This window comes from Pseudomonas sp. Ors-4-3C (assembly GCF_055755035.1).
The window spans coordinates 3847205-3870209 of the sequence record NZ_CM146900.1 but is presented as its reverse complement, the minus strand read 5'-3'; the positions used below and the strand labels follow the sequence as shown (position 1 = coordinate 3870209).

Annotated in this window: 19 protein-coding genes, 6 tRNA genes and 1 pseudogene; 17 read left to right on the top strand and 9 right to left on the bottom strand. The window is 60.7% G+C overall.

What is annotated here, in order from left to right; translation table 11 throughout:
• Nucleotides 1-5 precede the first annotated feature (5 nt).
• From ACVHNU_RS17405 to ACVHNU_RS17380, 6 genes are all read left to right on the top strand, one after another.
• Nucleotides 6-1661: an AMP-binding protein gene (locus ACVHNU_RS17405; RefSeq protein ID WP_473017938.1), complete on the top strand. Its 1656-nt coding sequence runs from the start codon at nt 6-8 to the stop codon at nt 1659-1661.
• Between the two features lie 31 nt (nt 1662-1692).
• Complete coding sequence (locus tag ACVHNU_RS17400) at nt 1693-2136, top strand: hotdog fold thioesterase (protein WP_103522001.1); 444 nt, start codon at nt 1693-1695, stop codon at nt 2134-2136.
• A 120-nt stretch (nt 2137-2256) separates the two neighbouring features.
• Nucleotides 2257-3063, top strand: a complete 807-nt coding sequence (locus ACVHNU_RS17395) for an alpha/beta fold hydrolase (protein ID WP_003227131.1) — start codon at nt 2257-2259, stop codon at nt 3061-3063.
• A complete protein-coding gene (locus ACVHNU_RS17390) occupies nt 3060-3914 on the top strand; it encodes an alpha/beta hydrolase (RefSeq protein WP_473017937.1) in 855 nt (284 codons plus the stop codon). The genes ACVHNU_RS17395 and ACVHNU_RS17390 overlap by 4 nt, the downstream gene beginning before the upstream one ends.
• A gap of 115 nt (nt 3915-4029) precedes the next feature.
• Nucleotides 4030-4836, top strand: a complete 807-nt coding sequence (locus ACVHNU_RS17385) for a DUF4892 domain-containing protein (protein WP_103485472.1) — start codon at nt 4030-4032, stop codon at nt 4834-4836.
• A 69-nt stretch (nt 4837-4905) separates the two neighbouring features.
• On the top strand, nt 4906-5946 hold the full coding sequence (locus ACVHNU_RS17380) for an AI-2E family transporter (RefSeq protein ID WP_473017935.1): 1041 nt from the start codon (nt 4906-4908) through the stop codon (nt 5944-5946).
• 632 nt (nt 5947-6578) lie between these two features.
• Here ACVHNU_RS17380 and xopAW read toward each other — a convergent pair.
• The 3 genes from xopAW to ACVHNU_RS17365 form a co-directional block, all read right to left on the bottom strand.
• On the bottom strand, nt 6579-7430 hold the full coding sequence (gene xopAW / locus ACVHNU_RS17375; protein WP_473017934.1) for a XopAW family type III secretion system calcium-binding effector: 852 nt from the start codon (nt 7428-7430) through the stop codon (nt 6579-6581).
• A 235-nt stretch (nt 7431-7665) separates the two neighbouring features.
• Nucleotides 7666-8715 carry a sensor histidine kinase gene (locus tag ACVHNU_RS17370; RefSeq protein WP_003227125.1) on the bottom strand — a complete coding sequence of 350 codons (1050 nt, stop codon included), beginning with the start codon at nt 8713-8715 and terminating at the stop codon, nt 7666-7668.
• Nucleotides 8715-9464, bottom strand: a complete 750-nt coding sequence (locus tag ACVHNU_RS17365) for a response regulator (protein ID WP_003227123.1) — start codon at nt 9462-9464, stop codon at nt 8715-8717. The genes ACVHNU_RS17370 and ACVHNU_RS17365 overlap by 1 nt, the downstream gene beginning before the upstream one ends.
• 294 nt (nt 9465-9758) lie before the next feature.
• Here ACVHNU_RS17365 and pyrF point away from each other — a divergent pair, with 294 nt between their 5' ends.
• Nucleotides 9759-10457 (top strand): orotidine-5'-phosphate decarboxylase, encoded by a 699-nt coding sequence (pyrF, locus tag ACVHNU_RS17360; protein WP_262141620.1) that lies wholly within the window; start codon nt 9759-9761, stop codon nt 10455-10457.
• Between the two features lie 141 nt (nt 10458-10598).
• On the opposite strand, the gene ACVHNU_RS17355 is transcribed toward pyrF, so the two are convergent.
• The gene (locus ACVHNU_RS17355; RefSeq protein ID WP_003227119.1) at nt 10599-11603 is read right to left on the bottom strand and encodes an NADP-dependent oxidoreductase; all 1005 of its coding nucleotides are present in this window, start codon (nt 11601-11603) and stop codon (nt 10599-10601) included.
• A 239-nt stretch (nt 11604-11842) separates the two neighbouring features.
• On the opposite strand from ACVHNU_RS17355, the gene ACVHNU_RS17350 reads away from it, so the two are divergent.
• The 4 genes and pseudogenes from ACVHNU_RS17350 to ACVHNU_RS17335 all read left to right on the top strand — a co-directional run bounded on the left by ACVHNU_RS17350 (nt 11843) and on the right by ACVHNU_RS17335 (nt 16226).
• The gene (locus ACVHNU_RS17350) at nt 11843-12604 is read left to right on the top strand and encodes an SDR family oxidoreductase (protein WP_473017932.1); all 762 of its coding nucleotides are present in this window, start codon (nt 11843-11845) and stop codon (nt 12602-12604) included.
• Nucleotides 12605-12797: 193 nt separating this feature from the next.
• A complete protein-coding gene (locus tag ACVHNU_RS17345; protein ID WP_473017931.1) occupies nt 12798-14150 on the top strand; it encodes an aminotransferase-like domain-containing protein in 1353 nt (450 codons plus the stop codon).
• A gap of 108 nt (nt 14151-14258) precedes the next feature.
• Nucleotides 14259-15317: pseudogene (locus tag ACVHNU_RS17340) on the top strand (methyl-accepting chemotaxis protein); the annotation flags it as partial.
• A 27-nt stretch (nt 15318-15344) separates the two neighbouring features.
• On the top strand, nt 15345-16226 hold the full coding sequence (locus ACVHNU_RS17335) for a methyl-accepting chemotaxis protein (RefSeq protein ID WP_400498071.1): 882 nt from the start codon (nt 15345-15347) through the stop codon (nt 16224-16226).
• Nucleotides 16227-16963: 737 nt separating this feature from the next.
• Here ACVHNU_RS17335 and ACVHNU_RS17330 read toward each other — a convergent pair.
• Nucleotides 16964-17722 (bottom strand): hypothetical protein, encoded by a 759-nt coding sequence (locus tag ACVHNU_RS17330; RefSeq protein WP_262141617.1) that lies wholly within the window; start codon nt 17720-17722, stop codon nt 16964-16966.
• Between the two features lie 384 nt (nt 17723-18106).
• On the opposite strand from ACVHNU_RS17330, the gene ACVHNU_RS17325 reads away from it, so the two are divergent.
• The 6 genes from ACVHNU_RS17325 to ACVHNU_RS17300 all read left to right on the top strand — a co-directional run bounded on the left by ACVHNU_RS17325 (nt 18107) and on the right by ACVHNU_RS17300 (nt 18728).
• Nucleotides 18107-18182: transfer RNA gene (locus ACVHNU_RS17325), tRNA-Glu, on the top strand.
• A 2-nt stretch (nt 18183-18184) separates the two neighbouring features.
• A tRNA-Gly gene (locus ACVHNU_RS17320) sits at nt 18185-18260 on the top strand.
• Between the two features lie 104 nt (nt 18261-18364).
• A tRNA-Glu gene (locus ACVHNU_RS17315) sits at nt 18365-18440 on the top strand.
• Nucleotides 18441-18443: 3 nt separating this feature from the next.
• Nucleotides 18444-18519 (top strand) — tRNA-Gly (locus ACVHNU_RS17310).
• 55 nt (nt 18520-18574) lie between these two features.
• Nucleotides 18575-18650, top strand: a tRNA-Glu gene (locus ACVHNU_RS17305).
• 2 nt (nt 18651-18652) lie between these two features.
• Nucleotides 18653-18728 (top strand) — tRNA-Gly (locus tag ACVHNU_RS17300).
• A gap of 131 nt (nt 18729-18859) precedes the next feature.
• On the opposite strand, the gene ACVHNU_RS17295 is transcribed toward ACVHNU_RS17300, so the two are convergent.
• From ACVHNU_RS17295 to ACVHNU_RS17280, 4 genes are all read right to left on the bottom strand, one after another.
• On the bottom strand, nt 18860-20599 hold the full coding sequence (locus ACVHNU_RS17295) for a dipeptidase (RefSeq protein ID WP_473017929.1): 1740 nt from the start codon (nt 20597-20599) through the stop codon (nt 18860-18862).
• Between the two features lie 200 nt (nt 20600-20799).
• Nucleotides 20800-21438, bottom strand: coding sequence for a LysE family translocator (locus ACVHNU_RS17290; protein WP_473017928.1), 639 nt, complete (start codon nt 21436-21438; stop codon nt 20800-20802).
• Nucleotide 21439: 1 nt separating this feature from the next.
• Complete coding sequence (locus ACVHNU_RS17285; protein ID WP_201136864.1) at nt 21440-22210, bottom strand: 2OG-Fe(II) oxygenase; 771 nt, start codon at nt 22208-22210, stop codon at nt 21440-21442.
• Between the two features lie 90 nt (nt 22211-22300).
• Nucleotides 22301-22927 (bottom strand): alanyl-tRNA editing protein, encoded by a 627-nt coding sequence (locus ACVHNU_RS17280; protein ID WP_473017927.1) that lies wholly within the window; start codon nt 22925-22927, stop codon nt 22301-22303.
• Between the last annotated feature and the right edge of the window lie 78 nt (nt 22928-23005).

Here is a 23005-nt window from a genome sequence, read left to right as displayed (position 1 = left end):
GTCGCATGTCTGCCGCATTCCGTTTGCCGCTGGACGTGTTTTACGAGCGTGAGGCCCGGCACCCGCGCCAGCGTTTTCTCGTGCAGCCCATCGGCGGCGGGCAGGTCGAGACCCTGACCTGGGCCGATGTCGGTCATCAGGCCCGTTGCGCCGCGCACTGGCTGCGCGCGCGGGAACTGCCGCAAGGCAGCCACATCGCGCTGATCTCGAAAAACTGCGCGCACTGGATCATCGCCGATCTGGCGATCTGGATGGCCGGGCACGTCTCGGTGCCGCTGTATCCCAACCTCACGGCAGACTCGGTGAATCAGGTCCTGACGCATTCGGAAAGTGTGCTGGCGTTCATCGGCAAACTCGATGACTGGCCGGGCATGTCGGTCGGTGTACCGGCGGATTTGCCAACCATCAGTCTGCCGCTGCATCCGCCGGGCGAGTTCGCTTTCAGTTGGGACGACCTGCAACGCAGCTCGCCGATCCAGGACGATCCGCGCCCGGCTGCCGAGCAACTGGCGACGATCATTTACACCTCCGGCACCACCGGCCAGCCCAAAGGCGTGATGCATAGCTTCGCCAATCTCGGTTTCGCCACGACCCACGGCACCCGGTTGTTCGGGCTCAATGAGCATGACCGGCTGCTGTCCTACCTGCCGCTGTGTCATGTCGCCGAACGGATGTTCGTCGAGCTGGCGTCGATCTACACCGGGCAAACCGTGTTCTTTGCCGAAAGTCTCGACACCTTTATCACCGACCTCAAGCGAGCACGACCTACCGCGATGTTCGGCGTGCCGAGAATCTGGACCAAATTCCAGATGGGGGTGTACGGCAATATCCCGGCTAAACGCCTGGATTTGCTCCTTGGTCTGCCATTCATTGGCAAACGGGTCGGGCGCAAGGTGTTGGCGGGGCTGGGGCTGGATGCCTTGCGCGTGGCGCTGTCCGGCGCGGCACCGGTGCCACAGACCCTGCTCGACTGGTATCAGAAACTCGGCCTCGATGTGCTGGAGGTCTACGGCATGACCGAGAGTTGCGGCTACTCGCACATCTGCCTGCCGGGCCAGTACAAACAGGGTTGGATCGGCAAGCCATGCCCGGAGGTCGAGGTGCGGATCGACGAGTCCGGAGAGGTGCAGGTGCGTAGTCAGGCAAACATGCTCGGCTATTTCAAGGAACCGCAGAAAACTGCCGAAACCCTGACCGAGGACGGCTTTCTGCGTACCGGCGACAAGGGCGAACAGGATGCCGAGGGGCGCTTGCGCCTGACCGGACGACTCAAGGAAATCTTCAAGACCAGCAAAGGCAAATATGTGGCCCCGGCGCCAATTGAAAACCGTTTGGCGGTGCATTCGCGAATCGAGCAGGTCTGCGTGGTTGGCGATGGTCTGAGTGCACCGCTGGGCTTGTGTGTACTGTCGGTGGTCAATCAGGAGGAAGCGCGGGGCAGTCTGCATTCGAGTCTGGAAAAACTGCTGGAAGAGGTCAACGCCGGGCTCGACAAGCACGAGCGTCTGCGGCGGCTGGTGGTGGTCAAGGACAGCTGGGCGGTGGAGAACGGCTTTCTTACACCGACGTTGAAGATCAAGCGCAACGTCATCGAAGACACCTACGGTGCGCGGTTTGAGGAATGGAGCGCGCGCAGCGAGGCGGTGCTGTGGCAGGATTGAGCGACGATCAAAACAACAAAGGAAGCCTGCGATGACCTTGTGGCGCACCACTCCGAACATCGAGCAGTTGAATGCAATCCAGAAAAACACCATCGGCGAAGTGCTGGATATCCGTTTTGAAGCCTTCGACGAAGCTTCGCTGACAGCGAGCATGGTCATCGACCACCGCACCCACCAACCCTACGGTCTGCTGCATGGCGGCGCCTCGGTGGTGCTGGCGGAAACCGTTGGCTCGATGGCCAGTTACCTGTGCATCGATGCCAGCAAGTTCTACTGCGTGGGGCTGGAGATCAATGCCAACCATTTGCGCGGCTTGCGCAGCGGGCGGGTGACTGCAGTGGCCAGGCCAATTCACATCGGTCGCACCACCCACGTCTGGGATATCCGCCTGACCAGTGATGAAGGCAAGGCCAGTTGTGTGTCGCGCCTGACCATGGCGGTGGTGCCACTGGGCGAGCAGCCGCCGGCGCGCTGAGGTTCGATGTGCCCATAGCCATGACCGGACTGTCATCATTCCTGGCAGTTACGGTCATTGCTGCGGGGCGCGGTCTTGCGGACAATCAGCGGCATGTTTTCCGCTCATGGATTTACCGGCATGTCGCAACCGATCTTTTTCGCCCACGCCAACGGGTTTCCCTCGGGCACCTATGGCAAGTTGTTCGCGGCGCTGGCGCCCGAGTACCGGGTCGCGCATCTGGAGCAGCATGCCCATGACCCGCGTTTCCCGGCGGACGACAACTGGTACAACCTGGTCGACGAACTGATCCACCATTTACAGCAGCAGGATCAACCGGTGTGGGGCGTCGGCCATTCGTTTGGTGGTGTGTTGCACCTGCACGCGGCGTTGCGCTGCCCTGAGTTGTATCGCGGTGTGGTCATGCTCGACTCGCCGGTACTGACCCGCACCGATCAGTGGGTGATCCGCGCTGCCAAGCGTTTCGGCTTCATCGACAAACTGACCCCGGCCGGACGTACGTTGGGCCGGCGTGAAGAATTCGCCGATCTCGACAGTGCGCGCAGCTATTTTGCAGGCAAGACGCTGTTTCGCGGTTTCGATCCGGAATGTTTCGATGCCTACCTGCAACACGGGCTGCATGCGGTCGGCGACAAGCTGCGTCTGCGCTTCGACCCCGCCACCGAAATCAGTATCTATCGCGGCGTGCCGCACACCAGTCCGGGCCGCACGCGCCAATTGCAGGTGCCGCTGGCCGTGGTGCGTGGCCACAAGAGCCGCGTGGTCATGCGTCATCACACCCGATTCGTCGGGCGCCTGCCGCAGGGTGAAGCGCTGAGCATGCCCGGCGGGCACATGTTCCCGCTCGAGCGTCCGCAAGACACGGCGCGCCTGCTCAAAGAGCTGTTTACGCGCTGGGAGCGCCGCCAACAGAAGGATTGCGCATGAACCCGACCTTCGAAGAAGTGCGCCTGAGCCTGCCGCATATCGAACTGGCGGCGCACTTGTTCGGTCCCGAGGACGGTCTGCCGGTGATTGCCCTGCATGGCTGGCTCGACAACGCCAACAGCTTTGCGCGCCTGGCGCCCAAGCTCCACGGCTTGCGCATCATCGCGCTGGACATGGCCGGGCACGGGCATTCCGGGCATCGGCCGAATGGCGCTGGTTATGCGCTGTGGGATTACGCCCACGACGTGTTGCAGGTCGCCGAGCAACTGGGCTGGAAACGTTTCGGCCTGCTCGGGCATTCGATGGGGGCGATCGTTTCGCTGGTGCTGGCCGGTTCGTTGCCGGAGCGCATCACTCACCTGGCGTTGATCGACGGGGTGATTCCTCCTACGGACAAAGGCGAAAATGCCGCCGAACGCATGGGCATGGCCCTGCAAGCGCAGCTGGATCTGCGCGAGAAGCGCAAGCCGGTCTACCACACCCTCGATCGTGCCATCGACGCGCGGATGAAGGGGCTGGTGGCGGTCAGTCGCGAAGCCGCCGAACTGTTGGCACAACGCGGCCTGATGCCGGTGCCCGGCGGTTATACCTGGCGCACCGACAATCGCCTGACCCTGCCATCACCGCTGCGCCTGACTCAGGAGCAGGCAATGGCCTTCGTCCAGCGCATCACTTGCCCGGCGCAACTGGTGGTCGCCGCCGACGGCATGCTGGCCAAACATCCGGAGTTGCTGGAGCGTCTACCCTTTAGCCAGGAACAGCTGGCGGGCGGGCACCATTTGCACCTGAACGAGGAGTCCGGTGCCGACCTTGTCGCAGACTGTTTCAATCGCTTCTTCGCCATTCCTTGACTTGCACCGGGCAACTGTCGAGGCTGGGCGGGTTGAAATGGGAGACAACCACGATGGATTTCTATACCGCTGCGAACCCGACCCGCCAAGCCATGCCGATCCGATGAGCCTGACTATGCGGTCACTCAGTCTGTTGGCGCTGTGCTGCTTCAGTTCCGTTTCGTTCGCCGCCGACGTGCCCGGCAGCCAGGATCTGCAGATCGTGCCGCGTCTGGCCGACGCGCAGATCGTCGACTATCGCCCTCCCGTGGAGCTTGAACGGATCTATCCGCTGGGCTCGATCCGCAAGATCAGCGGCCAGTTACGCTTTGACGGCCAGGTCACGGCGCGTGGCCAGACCACCTCGGTCACCTATGAGTTACCCCCGGAGCATTCCGCCACCGAAGCCTTCACCGCCGCTCGCGAAGCCCTGCAAAAGCAGGACGCCGAGTTGTTGTTCTGGTGTCAGGCCCGCGACTGCGGCGAAAGCAGCCTGTGGGCCAATGAAGTGTTCGGCAATTCCAAGCTGTACGGCGCCGATGAGCAACAGGCCTATCTGCTGTTACGTCTGGCCGCGCCGAAGGACAACACCCTGGTGGCGCTCTACAGCATCACCCGCGGCAATCGCAAAGCCTACCTGCATGTCGAACAGTTTGAAGCGGGCGCACCGTTGGGCGAGTTGCTGCCAACGTCGGCCACGTTGCTGCGACAGCTCAAAAGCACCGGTGAGCTGGACTTTCCCAAGCTGACCGGCGATCCGGATGACACCTGGCTACGGCTGATTTCCCGTGGCTTGAACCTCGACACCACCCAGCGCGTGACGATTGCCGGACCCAAGGCCGAGGCCTGGCGTCAGGCGCTGATCGGCCAGGGTGTGCGCGCGGCGCGGATGGAGGCGGGGAGCGCCGACGGCTCTGGCCTGCGCATCGATCTGTTGCGATAAGCTGCACCGGGCGTGCGCGCGTGGCGTGTTCGCCTACTCTTTGACGAACTGAATTCTTCGAGACTTTACATGCTCAATAACGATCGGCTGTTGGTGCAAATCCTCCTGCTGGTGCTGTTCGGTGCCAGCCTGTGGGTGATGGCGCCGTTCTGGTCGGCGCTGTTCTGGGGTGCGGTGCTGGCCTTTGCCAGTTGGCCGCTGATGCGCCTGTTGACCCGTTGGCTCAATGGCCGCGAATCGATGGCCGCAGCCATTCTGACTCTGGGCTGGATGTTGCTGGTGGCGGCGCCGCTGGTGTGGCTGGGGTTCAACCTGGCCGATCACGTACGCGACGCCACGGTCTTCATCAAGGACGTGCAGGTCGACGGTCTGCCTGAGGCGCCGGTCTGGCTCGGGACTATCCCGTTGGTGGGCGAACGTCTGGTGGGCCTCTGGAACAGCATTGATGAGCAGGGCGCGGCGCTGATGGTATCGATCAAGCCGTATCTGGGGCAGGTGGGTAACTGGCTGCTGGCGCGCAGTGCACAGATCGGTGGCGGCATCCTTGAGCTGACCCTGAGCATTGTCTTCGTGTTCTTTTTCTATCGCGACGGGCCGCGATTGGCGGCGTTCGTTCACAGCCTGCTGCAGCGGCTGATCGGTGAGCGTGCCGGGTACTACATCGAGTTGGTGGCCGGTACGGTGCAGCGGGTGGTCAACGGGGTGATCGGTACGGCGGCGGCGCAGGCGATTCTGGCGTTGATCGGGTTTCTGATTGCCGGGGTTCCGGGGGCTCTGGTGCTGGGGATCGTGACCTTTCTGTTGAGTCTGATTCCGATGGGGCCACCCTTGGTGTGGATTCCGGCCACAGCCTGGCTGGCGTGGAAGGGTGAGTATGGGATGGCGGTGTTTCTCGGGATCTGGGGGACGTTCATCATCAGTGGCGTGGATAACGTGTTGAAGCCTTATCTGATCAGCCGCGGTGGGAATCTGCCGTTGGTGATTGTGTTGCTTGGGGTGTTTGGCGGGTTGATTGCTTTTGGGTTTATCGGGTTGTTTATCGGGCCTACGTTGTTGGCGGTGGCCTATAGTTTGTTGACGGATTGGAGTAAGAGTCGGGCTCGGGTTTAGGTGCCTTGGCTTTTTTGGGGTTGTGGGCATATCCGTTGGTTTGGGTGTGGCGGCTGGCGGTTTCGCCCTTACGGCGAGTCACTTTTTACAAACGCCTAAAAAGTAACCCAAAACGCTTGCCCCGACGTTCGGCCCTCGCTGTGGCTCGGGTTCCTTCGCTACGGGATTCATCCGGGGGCATCGCCTCCGGTTTGCTTCGCTGCACCTCCTCTCGATGTGTTTGGCTGCGCCAAACGGTCGCTGCGCTCCCACCCCCGGACAAACCCCTCCACTCAGCCTGCCGAAGGGGCCGGCACGGCAAGATCAAGAGCTGCAGCCGAGCTTGCGCTCATCCTGTTGAGTGGTGAAAAGCATGTGGTCGGCTTTTGCTTTTCTGTAGGAGCCAGCCTGCTGGCGATGGCGGCCTGACAGCCGACCAATCTGCAACTGAATGGCCTCAATCCCTGTGGGAGCTGGCTTGCCAGCGATGGCGGCCTTACAGCCAACCAACCTCTAACTGCCTGTACTCGATCCAATTGTAGGAGTGAGCCTGCTCGCGAAGAGGCATATCAGGCAACCAGCCTGTCACGGCCACACCCAAATGACCGCTCCCACACCGCTGCATGGAAACGATCATCCATCACGACATCATCTCAGGTCGCCACATTCAGGTATTTGCCCACCGGCGCGGCATTGTCGAGTGAGTATTGTTTGCTCAAGTTGGCAATCATCCGGTTCAGCGCTTCGCTGGTGGTCTGGGTGCTGGCGGTCTGTTCTTCGGGCGGGCGTTCCCGACCTGTCTGTAGCGCCGCTTTCAGTTCGTCGCTGCTCGCGCCACCGCTGCTGTCGCTATCCAACACCTTGAGCAGCGCGGCGCTGGTGTCGGTGCTGGTTGTCGAGGTGTTGTCGCTGGTCTGCAGGGCACTGCTCAGTTCGGTAGCGCTGATGTTGCCATCACCATCGGCATCCAGTTGGCTGAACAGTGCGTCGCTGGAGGCTTGTTGCGGGGGCGGAGGTGGTGGTGGGGTCAGGCTGGCGGTGAGTTCGTCCTGGCTGACGGTGCCGTCTTTGTTCTTGTCCAGGGCCGAGAATATTTGGTTGCTGTCGGCGCTGCTGCCTGCGCTGGTCAGGCCGGTGCTCAGTTCGTCGCTGCTGATGGCGCCGTCGCCATCGGTGTCGAGGGCGCTGATCAGGGCGTCGGCGAGGTCGGTGTTGGGGGCTTGATCCTGCGGAGGCGGCGGGGGCGCCATCGCGGTCATTTCTTCGGCGCTGAGGCTGCCGCTGTCGTCGCTGTCCAGATCGCCGAATTGCTTGCTCAGGTTGACCAGCAGGCCATCGTCGGATTTCTGCGACAGGGCACTTTTCAGTTCGTCCTGGTCCACCGCGCCGTCGCCGTTGCTGTCGAGTTTGGCGAACAGTTGCTTTTGCAGTTGCTGGCTGCGGGCGTTCTGGGTGGTGCTGCTGGTGCTGGTATAGCTCGTGTAGTTGCTGACGCTACCGATCATGGGCTCACTCCTTGGACTGTCAAACCGGTTCGCGTACCGGCTTGTGCAGACTCAAGGGGCAAGTTGTCCTGGGTATTTGGGGTTTGTACCGGTGGATATACACGATGGAGTGAACACCACTGAAACCTGTGGGAGCGGGCTTGCTCGCGAAGGCGGCCGATCATTCAACACAGAAGTCGACTGAGACACCGCTTTCGCGAGCAAGCCCGCTCCCACAGGGGGATAGGTGTGTTTCTCAGGAGCGCGGCAGGCGGATGATTGCGGTCAGGCCGCCACCCGGGGTTTCTTCCAGATTCAATTGGCCACCCAAACGCTGCGCTGCCTCGCGGGCGATGGTCATGCCCAGGCCGACGCCGCCGGAGTTGCGGTTGCGCGAGCCTTCCAGGCGATAGAACGGTTCGAACACCGCCTCGCGCTTGTCCTCGGCAATCCCCGGGCCGTGGTCGATCACGCGGATCAGCAGTTGCTCGCGTTGATCCTGCAATTCGATTCGCGCCTGCCCTGCATAGCGCAGGGCGTTGTCCATCAGGTTGTTGATGCACGAGCGCAGCGCCATCGGCTGCACCTGCAACGGTGCGCAATGGCCGCTGACGTCAACGTCGGCGCCCTGATCCTGAGCGTTTTCGCACAGCGATTCGACCAGCGCCTGCACGTCCATCAACTGCAACGCTTCGCTGGTGCGCTGTTCGTGCAGGTAGGTGAGGGTGGCGTCGAGCATGCCGATCATGTCGTTGAGGTCTTGGCGCATCTGGCCTTGCAGTTTTTCGTCGTCGATCTGTTCCAGGCGCAGCTTCAACCGCGACAGCGGCGTGCGCAGGTCGTGGGAGACGGCGCCGAGCATGCGTGCTCGCTGCTGCACCTGTTCACGAATGCGTTGTTGCATCAGGTTGAAGGTGTTCGCGGCTTGTCGGGCTTCACGCGGGCCGGACTCGTCCAGCGGCGGGCTGTCGAGGTTTTCGCTGAGGCGTTCGGCGGCGTCGCTCAGGCGCTGGATCGGCCGGCTGAGCAGTTTGGCGCCGTACCACGCGGCGATCATCAACGAGATGAACTGGAAGGTCAGCGGCACCAGCGGGCCGCCGAACCACGGACGCGGCGGGCGATGGGCGAAACGTGGATCCGGCGGTGGCCGTTGGCCGTCGACGCCCTCGGCAAACTCCGGCGGGGGCGGCGGTGGGGGTGGGCCATAGTGATGAAACCAGGCAAAGGCCAGCAGGTGCGCCAGGACGATCGCCACGAACAGCATGCCAAACAGGCGGCCGAACAGCGTGTCGAAGCGCCCTCGCATCAGCCGATGTCTCGTGCGTCGAACAGGTAACCTTCACCGCGCACGGTTTTGATCAACTGTGGGGCTTTCGGGTCGTCGCCGAGTTTTTGCCGCAGGCGCGACACCAGCAAATCGATGCTGCGGTCGAACGCTTCGATCGAACGGCCACGGGCGGCGTCCAGCAGTTGTTCGCGGCTGAGTACGCGACGCGGGCGTTCGATGAAGACCCAGAGCAGGCGGAATTCGGCGTTGGACAGCGGCACCACCAGGCCATCGTCGGCGATCAACTGGCGCAGGACGCTGTTCAGGCGCCAGTTGTCGAAGCGGATGTTGGCCCGCTGTTCGGTGCGATCGTCACGTACCCGGCGCAGGATGGTCTGAATCCGCGCCACCAGCTCCCGTGGTTCGAACGGTTTGGCCATGTAGTCATCAGCGCCCAGTTCGAGGCCGATGATGCGGTCGGTGGGTTCGCAGCGGGCGGTGAGCATCAGGATCGGGATGTCCGATTCGGCGCGCAGCCAGCGGCACAGCGACAGGCCGTCTTCGCCGGGCAACATCAGGTCGAGGACCACCACGTCGAAATGCTCGGCCTGCATCGCCTGGCGCATGGCCGCGCCGTCGGTGACGCCGCTGGCGTGGATGTTGAAGCGGGCCAGGTAGTCGATCATCAGCTCGCGAATCGGCACATCGTCGTCGACGATCAGCGCGCGGATGCTCCAGCGCTTGTCGTCTTTCTGCTCATCAATCACGGTCGTTTGGGTGTTGTGCATGGGGCTGTTCATCTGCCTGTAGGCCCGCCAACCACAAGATGGGCGCGAGGTGGTGGTTTCAGCATAGGCGTCCGGCCGTAAAGCGGGAAGTGCTGATGTAAGGACGTGTTGCGGGCGGCGAGGCTAGCGCGCACGCTTGTTGGCCGCGTGTCGGTTGTGTATCGCATTCGACACAATAACGCCGCAGGCTAAGCTGATCACGCCAGCGTCGACGATTTACCGATCATCGGGTGCCGCGCCGCCGCCGCTTCCGCTACAATGCGCGCCGATTTCGACTTGCCTGAGAGCCCACCCATGTCCGCCTGCCAGACTCCTATCATCGTCGCCCTGGATTTCCCTACCCGTGACGCCGCACTGAAGCTGGCCGACCAGTTGGACCCAAAACTGTGCCGGGTCAAAGTGGGCAAGGAACTGTTCACCAGTTGCGCCGCGGAAATCGTCGGCACCTTGCGTGACAAAGGCTTCGAGGTGTTCCTCGACCTGAAATTCCATGACATCCCCAACACCACTGCGATGGCCGTGAAAGCCGCGGCCGAGATGGGTGTGTGGATGGTCAACGTGCATTGCTCCGGTGGCCTGCGCATGATGGCGGCCTGCCGTGAAGAGCTGGACAAGCGCAGCGGCCCGCAACCGCTGCTGATCGGCGTGACCGTGCTGACCAGCATGGAACGTGAAGACCTGGCCGGCATCGGTCTGGATATCGAGCCGCAGGAGCAGGTGCTGCGTCTGGCGGCACTGGCCGAGAAGGCCGGGATGGACGGTCTGGTGTGCTCGGCGCTGGAAGCCACCGCATTGAAGTCGGCGCACCCGTCGCTGCAATTGGTGACCCCGGGGATTCGTCCGGCGGGCAGTGCGCAAGATGACCAGCGCCGTATCCTGACGCCACGTCAGGCGCTGGATGCCGGTTCCGATTATCTGGTGATCGGCCGTCCGATCAGCCAGGCGGCGGATCCGGCCAAGGCACTGGCTTCGGTTGTGGCCGAACTGGCCTGATCAAACACGCAAGATCCAACAATGTGGGAGCGGGCTTGCTCGCGAATGCGGTGGTTCAGTCGAAATTGATATCGACTGACACGGCCTCTTCGCGAGCAAGCCCGCTCCCACAATGGTTTTAGGGTGTTGTCGAGTTAAGTTTCAGACCTTCAGCACCAACTTGCCGAAATTCTCCCCGCTGAACAACTTCATCAGTGTCTCCGGAAAGGTCTGCAGACCTTCGACGATGTCTTCCTTGCTCTTGAGCTGCCCCTTGGCCATCCAGCCGGCCATTTCCTGCGCGGCGCTGGCGTACTGTGCGGCGTAGTCCATCACCACAAAGCCTTCCATACGTGCGCGGTTGACCAGCAATGACAGGTAGTTGGCCGGGCCTTTGACGGCTTCCTTGTTGTTGTACTGGCTGATGGCGCCGCAGATCACCACCCGGGCTTTCGGTGCCAGGCGGCTGAGCACTGCGTCGAGAATGTCGCCACCGACGTTATCGAAGTACACGTCCACCCCTTTCGGGCACTCGCGCTTGAGTCCGGCCAGTACGTCCTCGTGCTTGTAGTCGATGGCGCCGTCGAAGCCCAGTTCATCGATCAGGTATTTGCACTTGTCGGCACCACCGGCGATACCGACGACCCGGCAACCTTTGATCTTGGCGATCTGCCCGGCAATGCTGCCCACCGCACCCGCAGCCCCTGACAGCACCACGGTGTCGCCAGCCTTCGGTGCGCCCACGTCGAGCAGGGCGAAGTAAGCGGTCATGCCGGTCATGCCAAGGGCGGACAGATACACCGGCAGCGGCGCCAGTTTCGGATCGACCTTGTAGAAACCTCTGGGTTCGCCAAGGAAATAATCCTGCACGCCGAGGGCGCCGTTGACGTAGTCCCCGACGGCAAAGCCCGGGTTGTTCGAAGCGATGACCTGGCCTACGCCCAAGGCGCGCATGACCTCACCAATCGCCACCGGCGGGATGTAGGACTTGCCCTCGTTCATCCAGCCGCGCATGGCCGGGTCGAGGGACAGGTATTGGTTCTTCACCAGTATCTGGCCTGCGCCCGGCTCGCCGACCGGGACTTCCTGATAAGTAAACGTCTCACGGGTCGCCGCGCCCACCGGGCGTTTGGCGAGGAGGAACTGGCGATTGGTCTGGCTGGTCATGGCAGGCACTCGAACTGAATGAAGCCTTGTTGATAGACCCTCGACGCCAATGCTGCAAGGTTGGCTGATGCGGCGAATGCGCAATGATCCAGTGCAGTGATAGTCCCCCGACAGGTTTTATCACTGCGACGGATGAAGGCATAAACAGCCTTCTGATAGTGCTGACGGGGCGCGCCCCCCGGTGGCTATGCTGCGACTCTGCAAATACCTCCTGCATCTTTCCCTTCGAGGACATAACAATGAGCATGACGTTTTCCGGCCAGGTGGTCGTAGTCACCGGAGCAGCCAACGGTATTGGCCGGGCGACCGCCCAGGCATTCGCCGCCGAAGGCTTGAAATTGGTGGTGGCCGATCTGGATGCGGCAGGGGGCGAGGGGACGGTGGCGCTGATTCGTACAGCCGGTGGCGAAGCGACCTTCGTGCGCTGCAACGTTACCGTCGAAAGCGAAGTGAAGAATCTGATGGACGAGGTGATCAATACTTACGGTCGCCTGGACTACGCCTTCAACAATGCCGGGATCGAAATCGAGCAAGGCAAACTGGCCGACGGCTCGATGGACGAGTTCGACGCGATCATGGGCGTCAACGTCAAAGGTGTGTGGTTGTGCATGAAGTACCAGTTGCCGTTGTTGCTCGCTCAGGGCGGCGGGGCGATCGTCAACACCGCGTCGGTGGCGGGGCTTGGTGCGGCGCCGAAGATGAGCATTTATGCGGCGTCGAAACACGCAGTCATCGGCCTGACCAAATCGGCGGCGATCGAATATGCGAAGAAGAAAATTCGCGTCAACGCCGTATGCCCGGCAGTGATCGACACCGATATGTTCCGCCGCGCCTACGAGGCCGATCCAAAGAAAGGCGAGTTCGCCAATGCGATGCACCCGGTGGGACGCATCGGCAAAGTCGAGGAAATCGCCAGCGCCGTGCTGTATCTGTGCAGTGATGGCGCGGCGTTCACCACCGGTCATTCCCTGGCCGTGGATGGCGGCGTCACTGCTTTCTGACGTCTTGCCGCAAGTCCCAGGAAAACCCGCCTTCGTGCGGGTTTTCTCGTTGTTGCCTGTCAGTTCCGTGAAACCATTAAACAATTTGTATCAAGCGGTTAGAACGGTCGCTTTTGACGGCGTTGTCGCACAGCCTGCAGGACGTGGCTGTGATTTACTGCCGCCAGCAAAACGGACAGGAGTTTGCGTGCTCATGGAATTGAGAATTGACCGACAGGCAATGGTGCCGGTCGTACAGCAGATTGTTGATGGCATGACCGAGTGGATCTCGCGAAGTGGTGTGGCGCCGAGCACGCGGCTGCCCTCCGTCAGGCAGATTGCGCGCGCCAATCTGCTCAGTCAGTCGTGTGTGGCGGAGGCCTGCGAGCGCTTGGTGGCGCAAGGCATTCTGGCCTCGCGCCAGGGTGCCGGATTCATGGTGGCCGCGCACGGCAGCGGGTTGCTCGGAATTGACTGCGGGCCGGCAGAAAACTGTTTGAAGCTCGGCGAAGGTGGCTTGCCGCAAAGCTGGCGGGAGTCCGATGACCTGAGTTACGCGATCCGTGAGGTGGCCCGTACCGACATGGCGAGCCTGTTCAATTACAGCAGCCCGCTGGGGCTGCCGGCGCTGCGCGAGCAGATCGTCAAGCGCCTCAGGCTGATCGGCGTCCAGGCCCGGGCAGAACAGGCCCTGACGACTTCCGGTGCCAGCCATGCGCTTGATCTGCTCGTACGCACGCTATTCAAGTCCGGGGATTGCGTCGTAGTCGAAAGCCCCGGATACGCGCCGTTGTTCGAGCTGTTGCGCCTGCATGGCGTGCAATTGCTGGAAGTACGTCGCACCCCGAGCGGACCTGATCCTCAGGCACTGGAGACGCTGTTGAGGCAGTTCCGACCGGTGGCGATGTTCATCAATAGCCACCACCACAATCCCACCGGCTCCTGTCTGACACTGGGCGTGGCGCAACAGATCCTGCAGTTGTGCAACGCCCACGATGTGCGCGTGATCGAAGACGATGTCTACGCCGACCTGCACAATGGTAACGGTACACGCCTGGCGGCACTCGATGAGCGAGTGATCTATGTCGGCAGTTTTTCCAAGACGCTCAGCAGCTCGCTGCGCGTCGGGTTCGTGTACGCCGACCCCCCGCTGATTGCGCGTCTGGCGCGGGTGAAGATGATCAGCAGCATGGGCTCCTCGAGCTTCAACGAGGCGGTGCTGGCCAGTCTCCTGGCCAATGGGGCGTATCGCAAAATGGTCCAGCGTCAGCGTCAGCGCCTGAATACTGATCGGATTGCCGCATTACAGGCGTTGGAAGATGCCGACTGGGAGGTTTTCGGCAAGCCGTGCGGCGGGCTGTTCATCTGGGCCCGCGCACCGCTGAGCGATCTTGCCCGCTTGCACAGTCAGGCGCAGTGCAGTGGCGTGCGTCTGTGCGCGCCGGGGGCTTTCAGTCCGAGTGGCGAAGTCGGTGAGTGGCAGCGAATCAATGTCGCCTACGCCTGTGATCCGCGCGCCCGACAGTTTTTTCGCAGCACCCGTGTGAATCGACCTCAAGCGTTCTGAAAACGACGCGTGCGTAGCTTTTTGCCATTATTCCGACGCCAGAGACTTGTGCTGCTCCATGGCCGTTGCGAATCTTCGGCAACAGACTTTGGCAGGGGACTAAGCGCAATGATTTCCGCCGTGCAAGGACGTTTTGCCAACCTCGGTATGGCGAAGAAACTGGGTATCGGGTTCGTGCTGGTGTTGCTGTTGACTGCGCTGGTGGCTGCCATCGGTGTTTGGTCCCTGCAGACCATCAGTCATCGTTTCGATGGGCTGAAGCAGATGTCGTTACTCAACAGCGCGTTGCTTAAGGTGCGACTGCTGGAGCAGGACTATGCGCTGCACAGCAACCCGAAAACCGTCGATGCCTTGCACGAAGGTGTCGACGGTTTGCTGGCCCAGGCGGCGCAACTCAAGGCGCAATCCCCGGCCAACGTGGCGGTGATGGGCGATGTCGAGCAGGCATTGGGCGCCTATCGCAAGGCTTTCGATGAGTTCGTCTCGCTGACCCAGGCCAAGGATCTGGCGCTGGAAATGGCCAGTTGGTCGGTGTCCAGCGTGGCCAACAACCTGGATGTGCTGCAAGCCGGGCTGGCCGATGATGGCGCGTATACCTTGAAGGACACCGAAGGCAAGGACGGTGCGCAGTTCATCGAACAGGCCAGTCAGGTCAGCCAGGTGTCGCGGTTGATGCTGCAGGCGATGAACGAGGCGCGAATTCGTCTGGACCAGAGCCGCAAGGGCGATGCCGACAGTGCCGGCAAGGGCAATATCGAGCAGGCCGCTCAGGCCCAGGCTCAGGCCGAGCAGTTGAAGACCACGGTCAAGGATGAGGGCTACCTGACGGTCCTTAATGAAGTGTCCGGGCACATCGCCGGTTTCAACGACAAACTCGCCGAGTACACCGGCCTGCTGGCCCAGGAAAAAACCGTCTACGAACAGCTGCACCAGCGCGCGGCGCAGGTGATGGAGCGCGTGGATCAGGCGTATGGCGCAGAGGATGGCGCGATGCAGGCGGAACTGAAGAAGAACTCGGTGTTGATCATTGGTTCTTCGGCGCTGGCATTGCTGGTCGGACTGATTGCCGCGTGGGTCATTACCCGGTTGATCGTCGCGCCGTTGCGCAGTGTGATGCGGGTGGCACAGCAGATTGCGGCCGGGGATTTGAGTGCGAGGGTAGAGGTCACCCGTCGTGATGAAATTGGTCAACTGATGTTGGCGATGCAACAGATGGGCGCCGGGCTGAGCACGATCGTCAGCGGTTTGCAGGCGGGAATTGAACAGTTGGCCAGTTCAGCGCAATCGCTGTCCGCAGTGACCGAGCAGACCAACCTTGAGGTCAACAGCCAGAAGGAAGAAACCGAGCAGGTGGCCACGGCCATGAACCAGATGACCGCCACCGTGCATGACGTGGCACGTAACGCCGAGGAGGCGGCGCTGGCCGCGCAAACGGCGGATGGCAAGGTCGAGAGCGGGCAGCAAGTGGTGCGTCAAAGTATGGCGCGGATCGAACAACTGGCGGATTCGGCGACGTCGGCCAGTTCGAGCATCGAAAGCCTCAGTGCGCAGATCCAGAACATCGGCACGGTGCTGGATGTGATCAAGAGCGTGGCCGAGCAGACCAATCTGCTGGCCCTCAACGCCGCGATCGAGGCGGCGCGGGCCGGGGAGCAGGGCAGGGGTTTTGCGGTGGTGGCTGATGAGGTTCGTGCGTTGGCGCGGCGTACCCAGCAATCGACCGAGGAGATCGAGCGGCTGGTCAGTGCTTTGCGTTCGGCAGCGCATTCGTCGGTGCAGCAGATTCAGAGCAGTGGTGAATTGGTGAAGCTGGCGGTCAGTGATGCGCTGCAGACGGAGAGTGCGTTGGGCAGTATTGCGGCGGCGGTTTCGCTGATTCAGCAGATGAATCAGCAGATTGCGGCGGCGGCGGAGGAGCAGAGTTCGGTGGCTGAGGAGATCAATCGCAGTGTGACGAGTATTCGCGCGAGTGCGGATCAGTCTTCGATTGCGATGCGGGGGAATGCGGTTTCGAGTGTTGAGCTGGCGCGGTTGGGGGGGGAGCTCAAGGGGATGGTTGGGCATTTTCGGCTTTGACTTGGCGGCCTCCGGGCCGACCAGGTTCTTGGTTGGGGGGTGTGAATATCCGTTGCTGCGGTAACGGCTTCTTATGGTTCCGCTCTTACAGCGGCTCACTTTTCCAGACGCCGAAAAGTAAGCAAAAGGCTTGGCCCCGGCGTACGGCCCTCGCTTAGGCTCGGGTTCCTTCGTTGCGGGATTCATCCGGGGGCATCGCCTCCGGTTTGCTTCGCTGCACCTCCTCTCGATGTGTTTGGCTGCGCCAAACGTCGCTGCGCTCCCACCCCCGGATAAACCCCTCCACTCAGCCTGCCGATGGGGCCGGCACGGCAAGATCAAGAGCTGCAGCCGAGCTTGCGCTCATCCTGTGTAGGAGCTGCCGAAGGCTGCGATCTTTTGATCTTGATCTTGTGGGAGCTGGCTTGCCAGCGATGGCGGCCTGACAGCCGACCAATCTCCAACTGACTCCCCCCAATCCCACTGTGGGAGCGGGCTTGCTCGCGAAGACGGCCTGACAGCCAACCAATCTCCAACTGAACACCCTCAACCCCACTGTAGGAGCCAGCCTGCTGGCGATAGCGGCCCTACAGCCGACCAATCTCCAACTGAATAAACTCATGCCCACTTTGGGAGCGGGCTTGCTCGCTAAGGCGGCCTTACTGCCAACCAATCTCTAACTGAGTGTTCGCAATGGCAGTCAGCCCATCACCCACAAAAAAGCCACCTCTCGGTGGCTTTTCTTCAACTTTCGACAATCAGTCGTAGATCACTTTCTTTTTCCAGTCCGCATCGGCTTCGACTTCCTTGAGGCCTTCGGTCAATTGGTTCACTTCGCCTTCGACTGGAGCAATCTTGTCCATGACCTGGGCGTTGGCGCGGGCCAGCAGTTTTTCCAGGTATTGCAGTTGTTCCGAGTACATCTGCGGGTCTTGCTGTTTGCGCAGGTATTGCACGCCGCGTTCGAAGGCGAGGCGGGCCTGGCCGGGCTGGTTTTGTTGGAGGGATTGTTGGCCGAGGTTGTTGAAGAATTCGATGTGCAGCAAGACCAGGATGTGGCGGACTTCTTTGATCCAGTGTTTGGCTTCGTTTGGTGGCAGGAAGCCGTCGTGGGCGGCGCGGGTGATCTGGCCGTGCAGGGCTTCGAGCAGGAAGCGGACGTCCTTGGCTTTGGCTTCGGTCAGGATCGGTGACGGTGGGTTGTTGACCGGGATCGATTCGCCCTGGGCCACCAGTGCGCTCAGTTCGGTGATTCGTGCTTTGGTCGTGGCGCTGGTTTTTTCCAGGTTCAGCAGGCGCTGGCAGACGTTCAGTTCCAGACGGGTCAGCAACAGCTTGAGCGCCGGGGTCATGAACTGGCCGGGGAAAGTTTCGGTCAGTTCGCCGCAGCGGCGCAGGCGATCGTTGAGTTCGATCTTGGTGCGGGCCTTCTCCAGTTTGTTGTTTTCCACCACATGGTTCATGTAGCCAATGGCGATCAGAATTGCGATCCCGGCTACGACTAGCAGGGTGATCATGAGTGGTGTCACCGGTAAGACCTCTTTATAGGGTTCGCGTGCGAGTTTAGTGGCTGGGCATTTAGGCGCCTAGCGCCGCTCGACGAGTTGGATCGGCAGCTTCAATCTGTATCGGCTGCGCACTGCTTATATGAATGCTGGCGCTGGAAGTGCAGATTGCCATCACTGAGCGGTGGACTATAGCGTCTTGGCGAGTGGCGGAATATAGGCGTCAATCGTCGGGCGACGGAAAACCCCGAATGCTCCCGTAAAGCAGGTCGAAGTCATTGATTTAAATAAATTTATATTCGGGGGTTGACGACCTCTCAAACCATCCATAGAATGCGCGCCACTTGCAGCGTAAAGCACACAGCGAAACGCCGCAGGGAGTGAATGTTGTAGCGTGTCCCCTTCGTCTAGTGGCCTAGGACACCGCCCTTTCACGGCGGTAACAGGGGTTCGAGTCCCCTAGGGGACGCCAATGCGGGAATAGCTCAGTTGGTAGAGCACGACCTTGCCAAGGTCGGGGTCGCGAGTTCGAGTCTCGTTTCCCGCTCCAATTTTAAACGGCACTGCTTTCGGGCGGGGCTGAGTGAAACCAGAACCAAGTCTTCGGATGCGGATCTGGACACCGAAACACACACCATGTGTTCCGGGTAGCGTGTCCCCTTCGTCTAGTGGCCTAGGACACCGCCCTTTCACGGCGGTAACAGGGGTTCGAGTCCCCTAGGGGACGCCATTTGCGGGAATAGCTCAGTTGGTAGAGCACGACCTTGCCAAGGTCGGGGTCGCGAGTTCGAGTCTCGTTTCCCGCTCCAAATTCTAAAAGTGCCGCTCAGTGAGCGGCGTTTTTATTAGTGAAAGTTGTAGCCTGTCCCCTTCGTCTAGTGGCCTAGGACACCGCCCTTTCACGGCGGTAACAGGGGTTCGAGTCCCCTAGGGGACGCCATTGCGGGAATAGCTCAGTTGGTAGAGCACGACCTTGCCAAGGTCGGGGTCGCGAGTTCGAGTCTCGTTTCCCGCTCCAATTTCACAAAAACGCCGATCAGTGATGATCGGCGTTTTTGTTTGTGCAGTATTTGTCGCGCAACAAAAAAGGACCTTCGGGTCCTTTTTTGTTTTCACGTCAGGCCCGCTGAATCACGGGCCCGTGTCTTATCAGAGCTTCGGCAGTTGCCCGACACGCCCCATCATTTCCGTGACGATCTGCAGGTCCATCAGGAACTGGTCAACCGTCTTGAACTCGCCATCGGTATGGCCGGTGTATTTGACTTCAGGTCGGGCCAGGCCGAATTGCACGCCGTTCGGCAATTCATGCACCGACGTTGCGCCGGCAGACGTGCCGAACTCGTGCTTCATGCCCAGGTTTTCGGTGGCTACTGCCAGCAGCGCTTTCACCCATTCGCCTTCCGGATTGCGGTACATCGGTTCGGCGATCGAATAGGTGAAGTCCACGGCGACGTGAGTTTTCTTGCTCCAGGCCGTGAGTTTGTCAGCGATTTCCTTCTTCAGTACCTCCGGTGATTTACCCTTCGGCACACGCAGGTTGACCGCCAGTTTGAAGGCTTTGTCGTCCACGCCCACATAGGTCAGGGAAGTGGTCAGCGGGCCCATGAACGAATCGGAGAAACCCACGCCGAGTTTCTTGCCCAGGTAATCCAGGCCCCAATTGTTGGACGCATAGCGTGCAGCGTCGGTGATCTGGTTGTGCTTGAGCGCCACCTTGCCGTCGAGGCTGTTGATGAAGTCGAGCATCCGCGCGACCGGATTGACGCCGGACTCGGGCTCGGAGGAGTGCGCGGACACACCGGTAATCGTCAGTTTGACGTCTTTGCCGTCAACCTTGGCCGCGACTTCGAAGTTGCTGCCGTGTTTTTTCGCGTACTCGTTGCCGGCCTTTTGCAGGCTCGCCGCCAGTTGCTCAGGCTTGTCGGTGACGAGGGTCGCAACCGAAACCGATGGAATCTGGTTGGTTGCCAGGCCGCCAGTCATCGAGATGATTTCTGCGCCGCTGCCTTCAGCCTTGCGCAGCGGGAAGTTGGCCATGACCGTGCCGTAGCCTTTCTCTGCGATGACCACCGGATAGCCGCCGTCCAGCGCCATGTTGTAGTTCGGCGTCGGGTTGTGTTCGAAGTAATACGGGATCGCGTCGCCGGAGGTTTCTTCGGTGGTGTCCACCAGCAGTTTGAAGTTGCGTGCCAGCGGCAGCTTTTCTTCCTTGATCACTTTCATCGCGTACATCGCGACGACGATGCCGTTCTTGTCGTCCTCGGTGCCGCGGCCATACATGCGGTCGCCGATCAGTGTGACTTTGAACGGATCGAGTTTGGTGCCGTCTTTCAGTACCCAGTTTTCCGGGGTGACCGGCACCACGTCGGCATGCGCGTGAATGCCCACAACTTCGTCGCCGCTGCCGTCGAGGGAGATTTCATAGACGCGGTTGTCGACGTTGCGGAACTTCAGGTTGAACGATTCGGCCAGGTTCTTGATCTTTTCGGCGATCTTGATGAACTCCGGATTGTCGTGCTGGGCCACGCCCTCTTTCTGGAAGGTCGGGATTTCCACCAGTTCGCGCAGGGTTTCGAGGGCAGCTTTGCCGTACTTCACGCGGGTGTAGATGCCCAGCAGGCGATAGATCTCGTTCTGCTGTTCGGCGGTCAGGGTCTTGTTGTCGAGAAAGCCATTGATCGCCGGGGCGAGGTTGTCGGTCTTGCTCAGATCGCTCTTGGCTACGGCACCGAGAAACTGACGAAAATCGCTGACCGTCGTATCGCTGAAGGTCTTGAGGAGCGCAGCGCTTTGCTCGGGGGTGATGTTGGCCTGAGCAGGCAGGGTGAACGACGAGAGACTGGCCAGAACCAGGCTGGCAGCAGCCAGACGCTTGAGGGGAAAATGCATTGCGAGGGGCATTCCTTTGCAGGCAGTTGAGTGGGAAGTGTTTGAAAGATGAAACAAATCTTTTCCAAACTAACACCGCGAAGGTGTTGAAGGGGAGCCCCTGAAGTGGGATCCGTCGCACAGAAATGCAAAAGCGGCGCACAAACGAAAAAGGCCCGATCGGCGTTCAACCGATCGGGCCTTTGCTTTGAACGCGGCTTTTACATCGACAGCACCAGCCTGCCGGCGAACAGAATCAGGATCACGCCCATGCTGCGTTCGAACCAATGGCCCATGCGCATGAACAGTGTTCGCACCCGGCTGCTGGAAAAAAACAGCGCGACGATCACAAACCACAGCGCATTCACGAAGCACATCCACACCCCGTACAGCGCCTGGATTTCCAGCGGGGTGCTGGCGCTGATGATGGTGGTGAAGATCGCCAGGAAAAACAGCGTGGCCTTGGGGTTGGTGGCATTGGTCAGAAAACCGGTGCTGAACGCCTTGAACAGCGATTGCTCGACCAGCGGTTCATCCGCACTCTTTTCGCCCTCGAGCGCGGTCTTCGGTTTACTGCGAATCAGGCTGATGCCGAGGTAAAAGATGTACGCGCCACCGATCACCTTGGCCACCGTCAGCAACCACGGCGTGGTGTGCATCAGAGCGCCAACGCCGAGCAACGTGTAGAGAACGTGCACGGAAATGCCGGCGCCGATCCCCAGTGCGGTGCAGATCCCCACCAGTCGGCCGAAGCGTACGCTCTGGCGGATGGTGACAGCGAAGTCCGGGCCGGGAGCGACCACGGCCAGAAAGTGAATGGTGGCCAGCGCCAGAAACTCGCCCAGGTAGTTCGATAACATCTCAGCTCCAGAAGGTCAGGGGTGAAGCATTGCCGCGATAGCCGACAAAGAACGAAAGGCTCAGTCGCGGATCCGCCACGCCCGGGGTGACCGAGTGCATGCAGCGCGAATTGAACATGATGAAATCTCCCGGTTGCGGCCGCACTTCAAGGGTCGGTGGGCCGAGCAGCGCCGGGTCGATGCCGTAACTGTCACCGCGCATCTCGTCGAACTGGTCCGGGGTGATGTCGTCATCCCACATCTGCAGCGCGCCGCCTTCGGTCGGCATGTTCAGGTAGACGTTGCAGGCGAACTGCGCCTCCAGGCTGCGGGCCTGAAAGCTGTCCGGGGCGTCTTTGGCGAAAATGTCGTGATGGGCAAGAAAGCACACGCCGGGTTTGACCACCCGTGACAGGCCGACGTACATCTTGCGGCCGTAGAGGTTTTCCAGATGGGCACCGGCCGGCCATGACTCATCGAGCATGCAGCGCAGGGTGTCGACCGGCGAGGAGTAGGGCGCACAACGCTCGCGCAGTTCGGCGATGTTACTGGCGGCGCGTTCGAAGTAGTCCTCGATCAGCAACGGCTGGTTTTCCGCCTCGTAAAATGCCATGCCGATCCGGCCGATGCTCGGCGCGTTGATGTAGCCCTCGAAGCCCGGAGCCAGAATCTTGTCGCCAATCTGGATCGCCAGCGGCTCGGGCAAAAAGCCTTTGACGCGGATGGCGAGGACTTCTTCGTTGGCCAGTTTTTTTATGCACGTCTCATCGAGACGCTCGACGTCTAGCATCATTGTTTTTAGGTCCATCTATCGATAGTCAACGGAACCAGCGAATGCGGTTCCCCCGGCGTCGGACGCTGCGTGGAGCAACGCCCGAGATGCTTAATCCACGCTGTAGTGGACGGATAACGTGCCTTTCTTCTGCGAAAGGGAGGCGATCGTGACTGTGCCCAATTCCTTCAGGCTGCGTACATGGGTGCCACCGCAGCCGTAGGCCGGCAGTTCGCCAAAACCGATTTCTCGCGCGCCTTCGCGTAGCGAGGTCAGGCGCGGCAGATCGTGTTCGATCCACTGTCGGATACCGTATTGAACGGTTGGCGCGTCGACTTCCTGAGCTGCATCGCCCGGCTTGAACTGCACCCGGCCTTCGTCTGGCCAGTGGTGTGCCTTGACCGGTGTCCAGCCCATGGCCTGGACGAAATGCCCGATCAAATGCCCGGCAGAATGCATGCGGGTGTTGTAGCGGCGACGTTGTTCATCGACGTGAATACAGGTCATGCCCAGTTTCACCGGACGATCGACGTAATGCACGATCCGGTCGGGTTCCTGCACCACGCGCAGCACCTGGCTTTCGCCGATCATGCCGGTATCACAAGGCTGACCACCGCCTTGCGGGTGAAACAGGGTGGCGCGCAGCACCACGGCAAATTCGTTCTCGTGGGGCGTGCAGTCGAGGACTTCCACATTAGCCTTGAGGTCATCACTATGGAAAAAGAGGCGAAGCGTCATATTCCATGCCCTTATTAAAGTTTCTATTTTTATTATATGAATCGTGCAATAACGTGATAATCCGTTCAAACATCAAAG

Coding starts and splice junctions, on each gene's coding strand:
- ACVHNU_RS17405 (WP_473017938.1), top strand. CDS start 6: ATGTCTGCCGCATTCCGTTTGCCGCTGGACGTGTTTTACGAGCGTGAG.
- ACVHNU_RS17400 (WP_103522001.1), top strand. CDS start 1,693: ATGACCTTGTGGCGCACCACTCCGAACATCGAGCAGTTGAATGCAATC.
- ACVHNU_RS17395 (WP_003227131.1), top strand. CDS start 2,257: ATGTCGCAACCGATCTTTTTCGCCCACGCCAACGGGTTTCCCTCGGGC.
- ACVHNU_RS17390 (WP_473017937.1), top strand. CDS start 3,060: ATGAACCCGACCTTCGAAGAAGTGCGCCTGAGCCTGCCGCATATCGAA.
- ACVHNU_RS17385 (WP_103485472.1), top strand. CDS start 4,030: ATGCGGTCACTCAGTCTGTTGGCGCTGTGCTGCTTCAGTTCCGTTTCG.
- ACVHNU_RS17380 (WP_473017935.1), top strand. CDS start 4,906: ATGCTCAATAACGATCGGCTGTTGGTGCAAATCCTCCTGCTGGTGCTG.
- xopAW (WP_473017934.1), bottom strand. CDS start 7,430: ATGATCGGTAGCGTCAGCAACTACACGAGCTATACCAGCACCAGCAGC.
- ACVHNU_RS17370 (WP_003227125.1), bottom strand. CDS start 8,715: ATGCGAGGGCGCTTCGACACGCTGTTCGGCCGCCTGTTTGGCATGCTG.
- ACVHNU_RS17365 (WP_003227123.1), bottom strand. CDS start 9,464: ATGCACAACACCCAAACGACCGTGATTGATGAGCAGAAAGACGACAAG.
- pyrF (WP_262141620.1), top strand. CDS start 9,759: ATGTCCGCCTGCCAGACTCCTATCATCGTCGCCCTGGATTTCCCTACC.
- ACVHNU_RS17355 (WP_003227119.1), bottom strand. CDS start 11,603: ATGACCAGCCAGACCAATCGCCAGTTCCTCCTCGCCAAACGCCCGGTG.
- ACVHNU_RS17350 (WP_473017932.1), top strand. CDS start 11,843: ATGAGCATGACGTTTTCCGGCCAGGTGGTCGTAGTCACCGGAGCAGCC.
- ACVHNU_RS17345 (WP_473017931.1), top strand. CDS start 12,798: ATGGAATTGAGAATTGACCGACAGGCAATGGTGCCGGTCGTACAGCAG.
- ACVHNU_RS17335 (WP_400498071.1), top strand. CDS start 15,345: ATGTTGGCGATGCAACAGATGGGCGCCGGGCTGAGCACGATCGTCAGC.
- ACVHNU_RS17330 (WP_262141617.1), bottom strand. CDS start 17,722: ATGATCACCCTGCTAGTCGTAGCCGGGATCGCAATTCTGATCGCCATT.
- ACVHNU_RS17295 (WP_473017929.1), bottom strand. CDS start 20,599: ATGCATTTTCCCCTCAAGCGTCTGGCTGCTGCCAGCCTGGTTCTGGCC.
- ACVHNU_RS17290 (WP_473017928.1), bottom strand. CDS start 21,438: ATGTTATCGAACTACCTGGGCGAGTTTCTGGCGCTGGCCACCATTCAC.
- ACVHNU_RS17285 (WP_201136864.1), bottom strand. CDS start 22,210: ATGATGCTAGACGTCGAGCGTCTCGATGAGACGTGCATAAAAAAACTG.
- ACVHNU_RS17280 (WP_473017927.1), bottom strand. CDS start 22,927: ATGACGCTTCGCCTCTTTTTCCATAGTGATGACCTCAAGGCTAATGTG.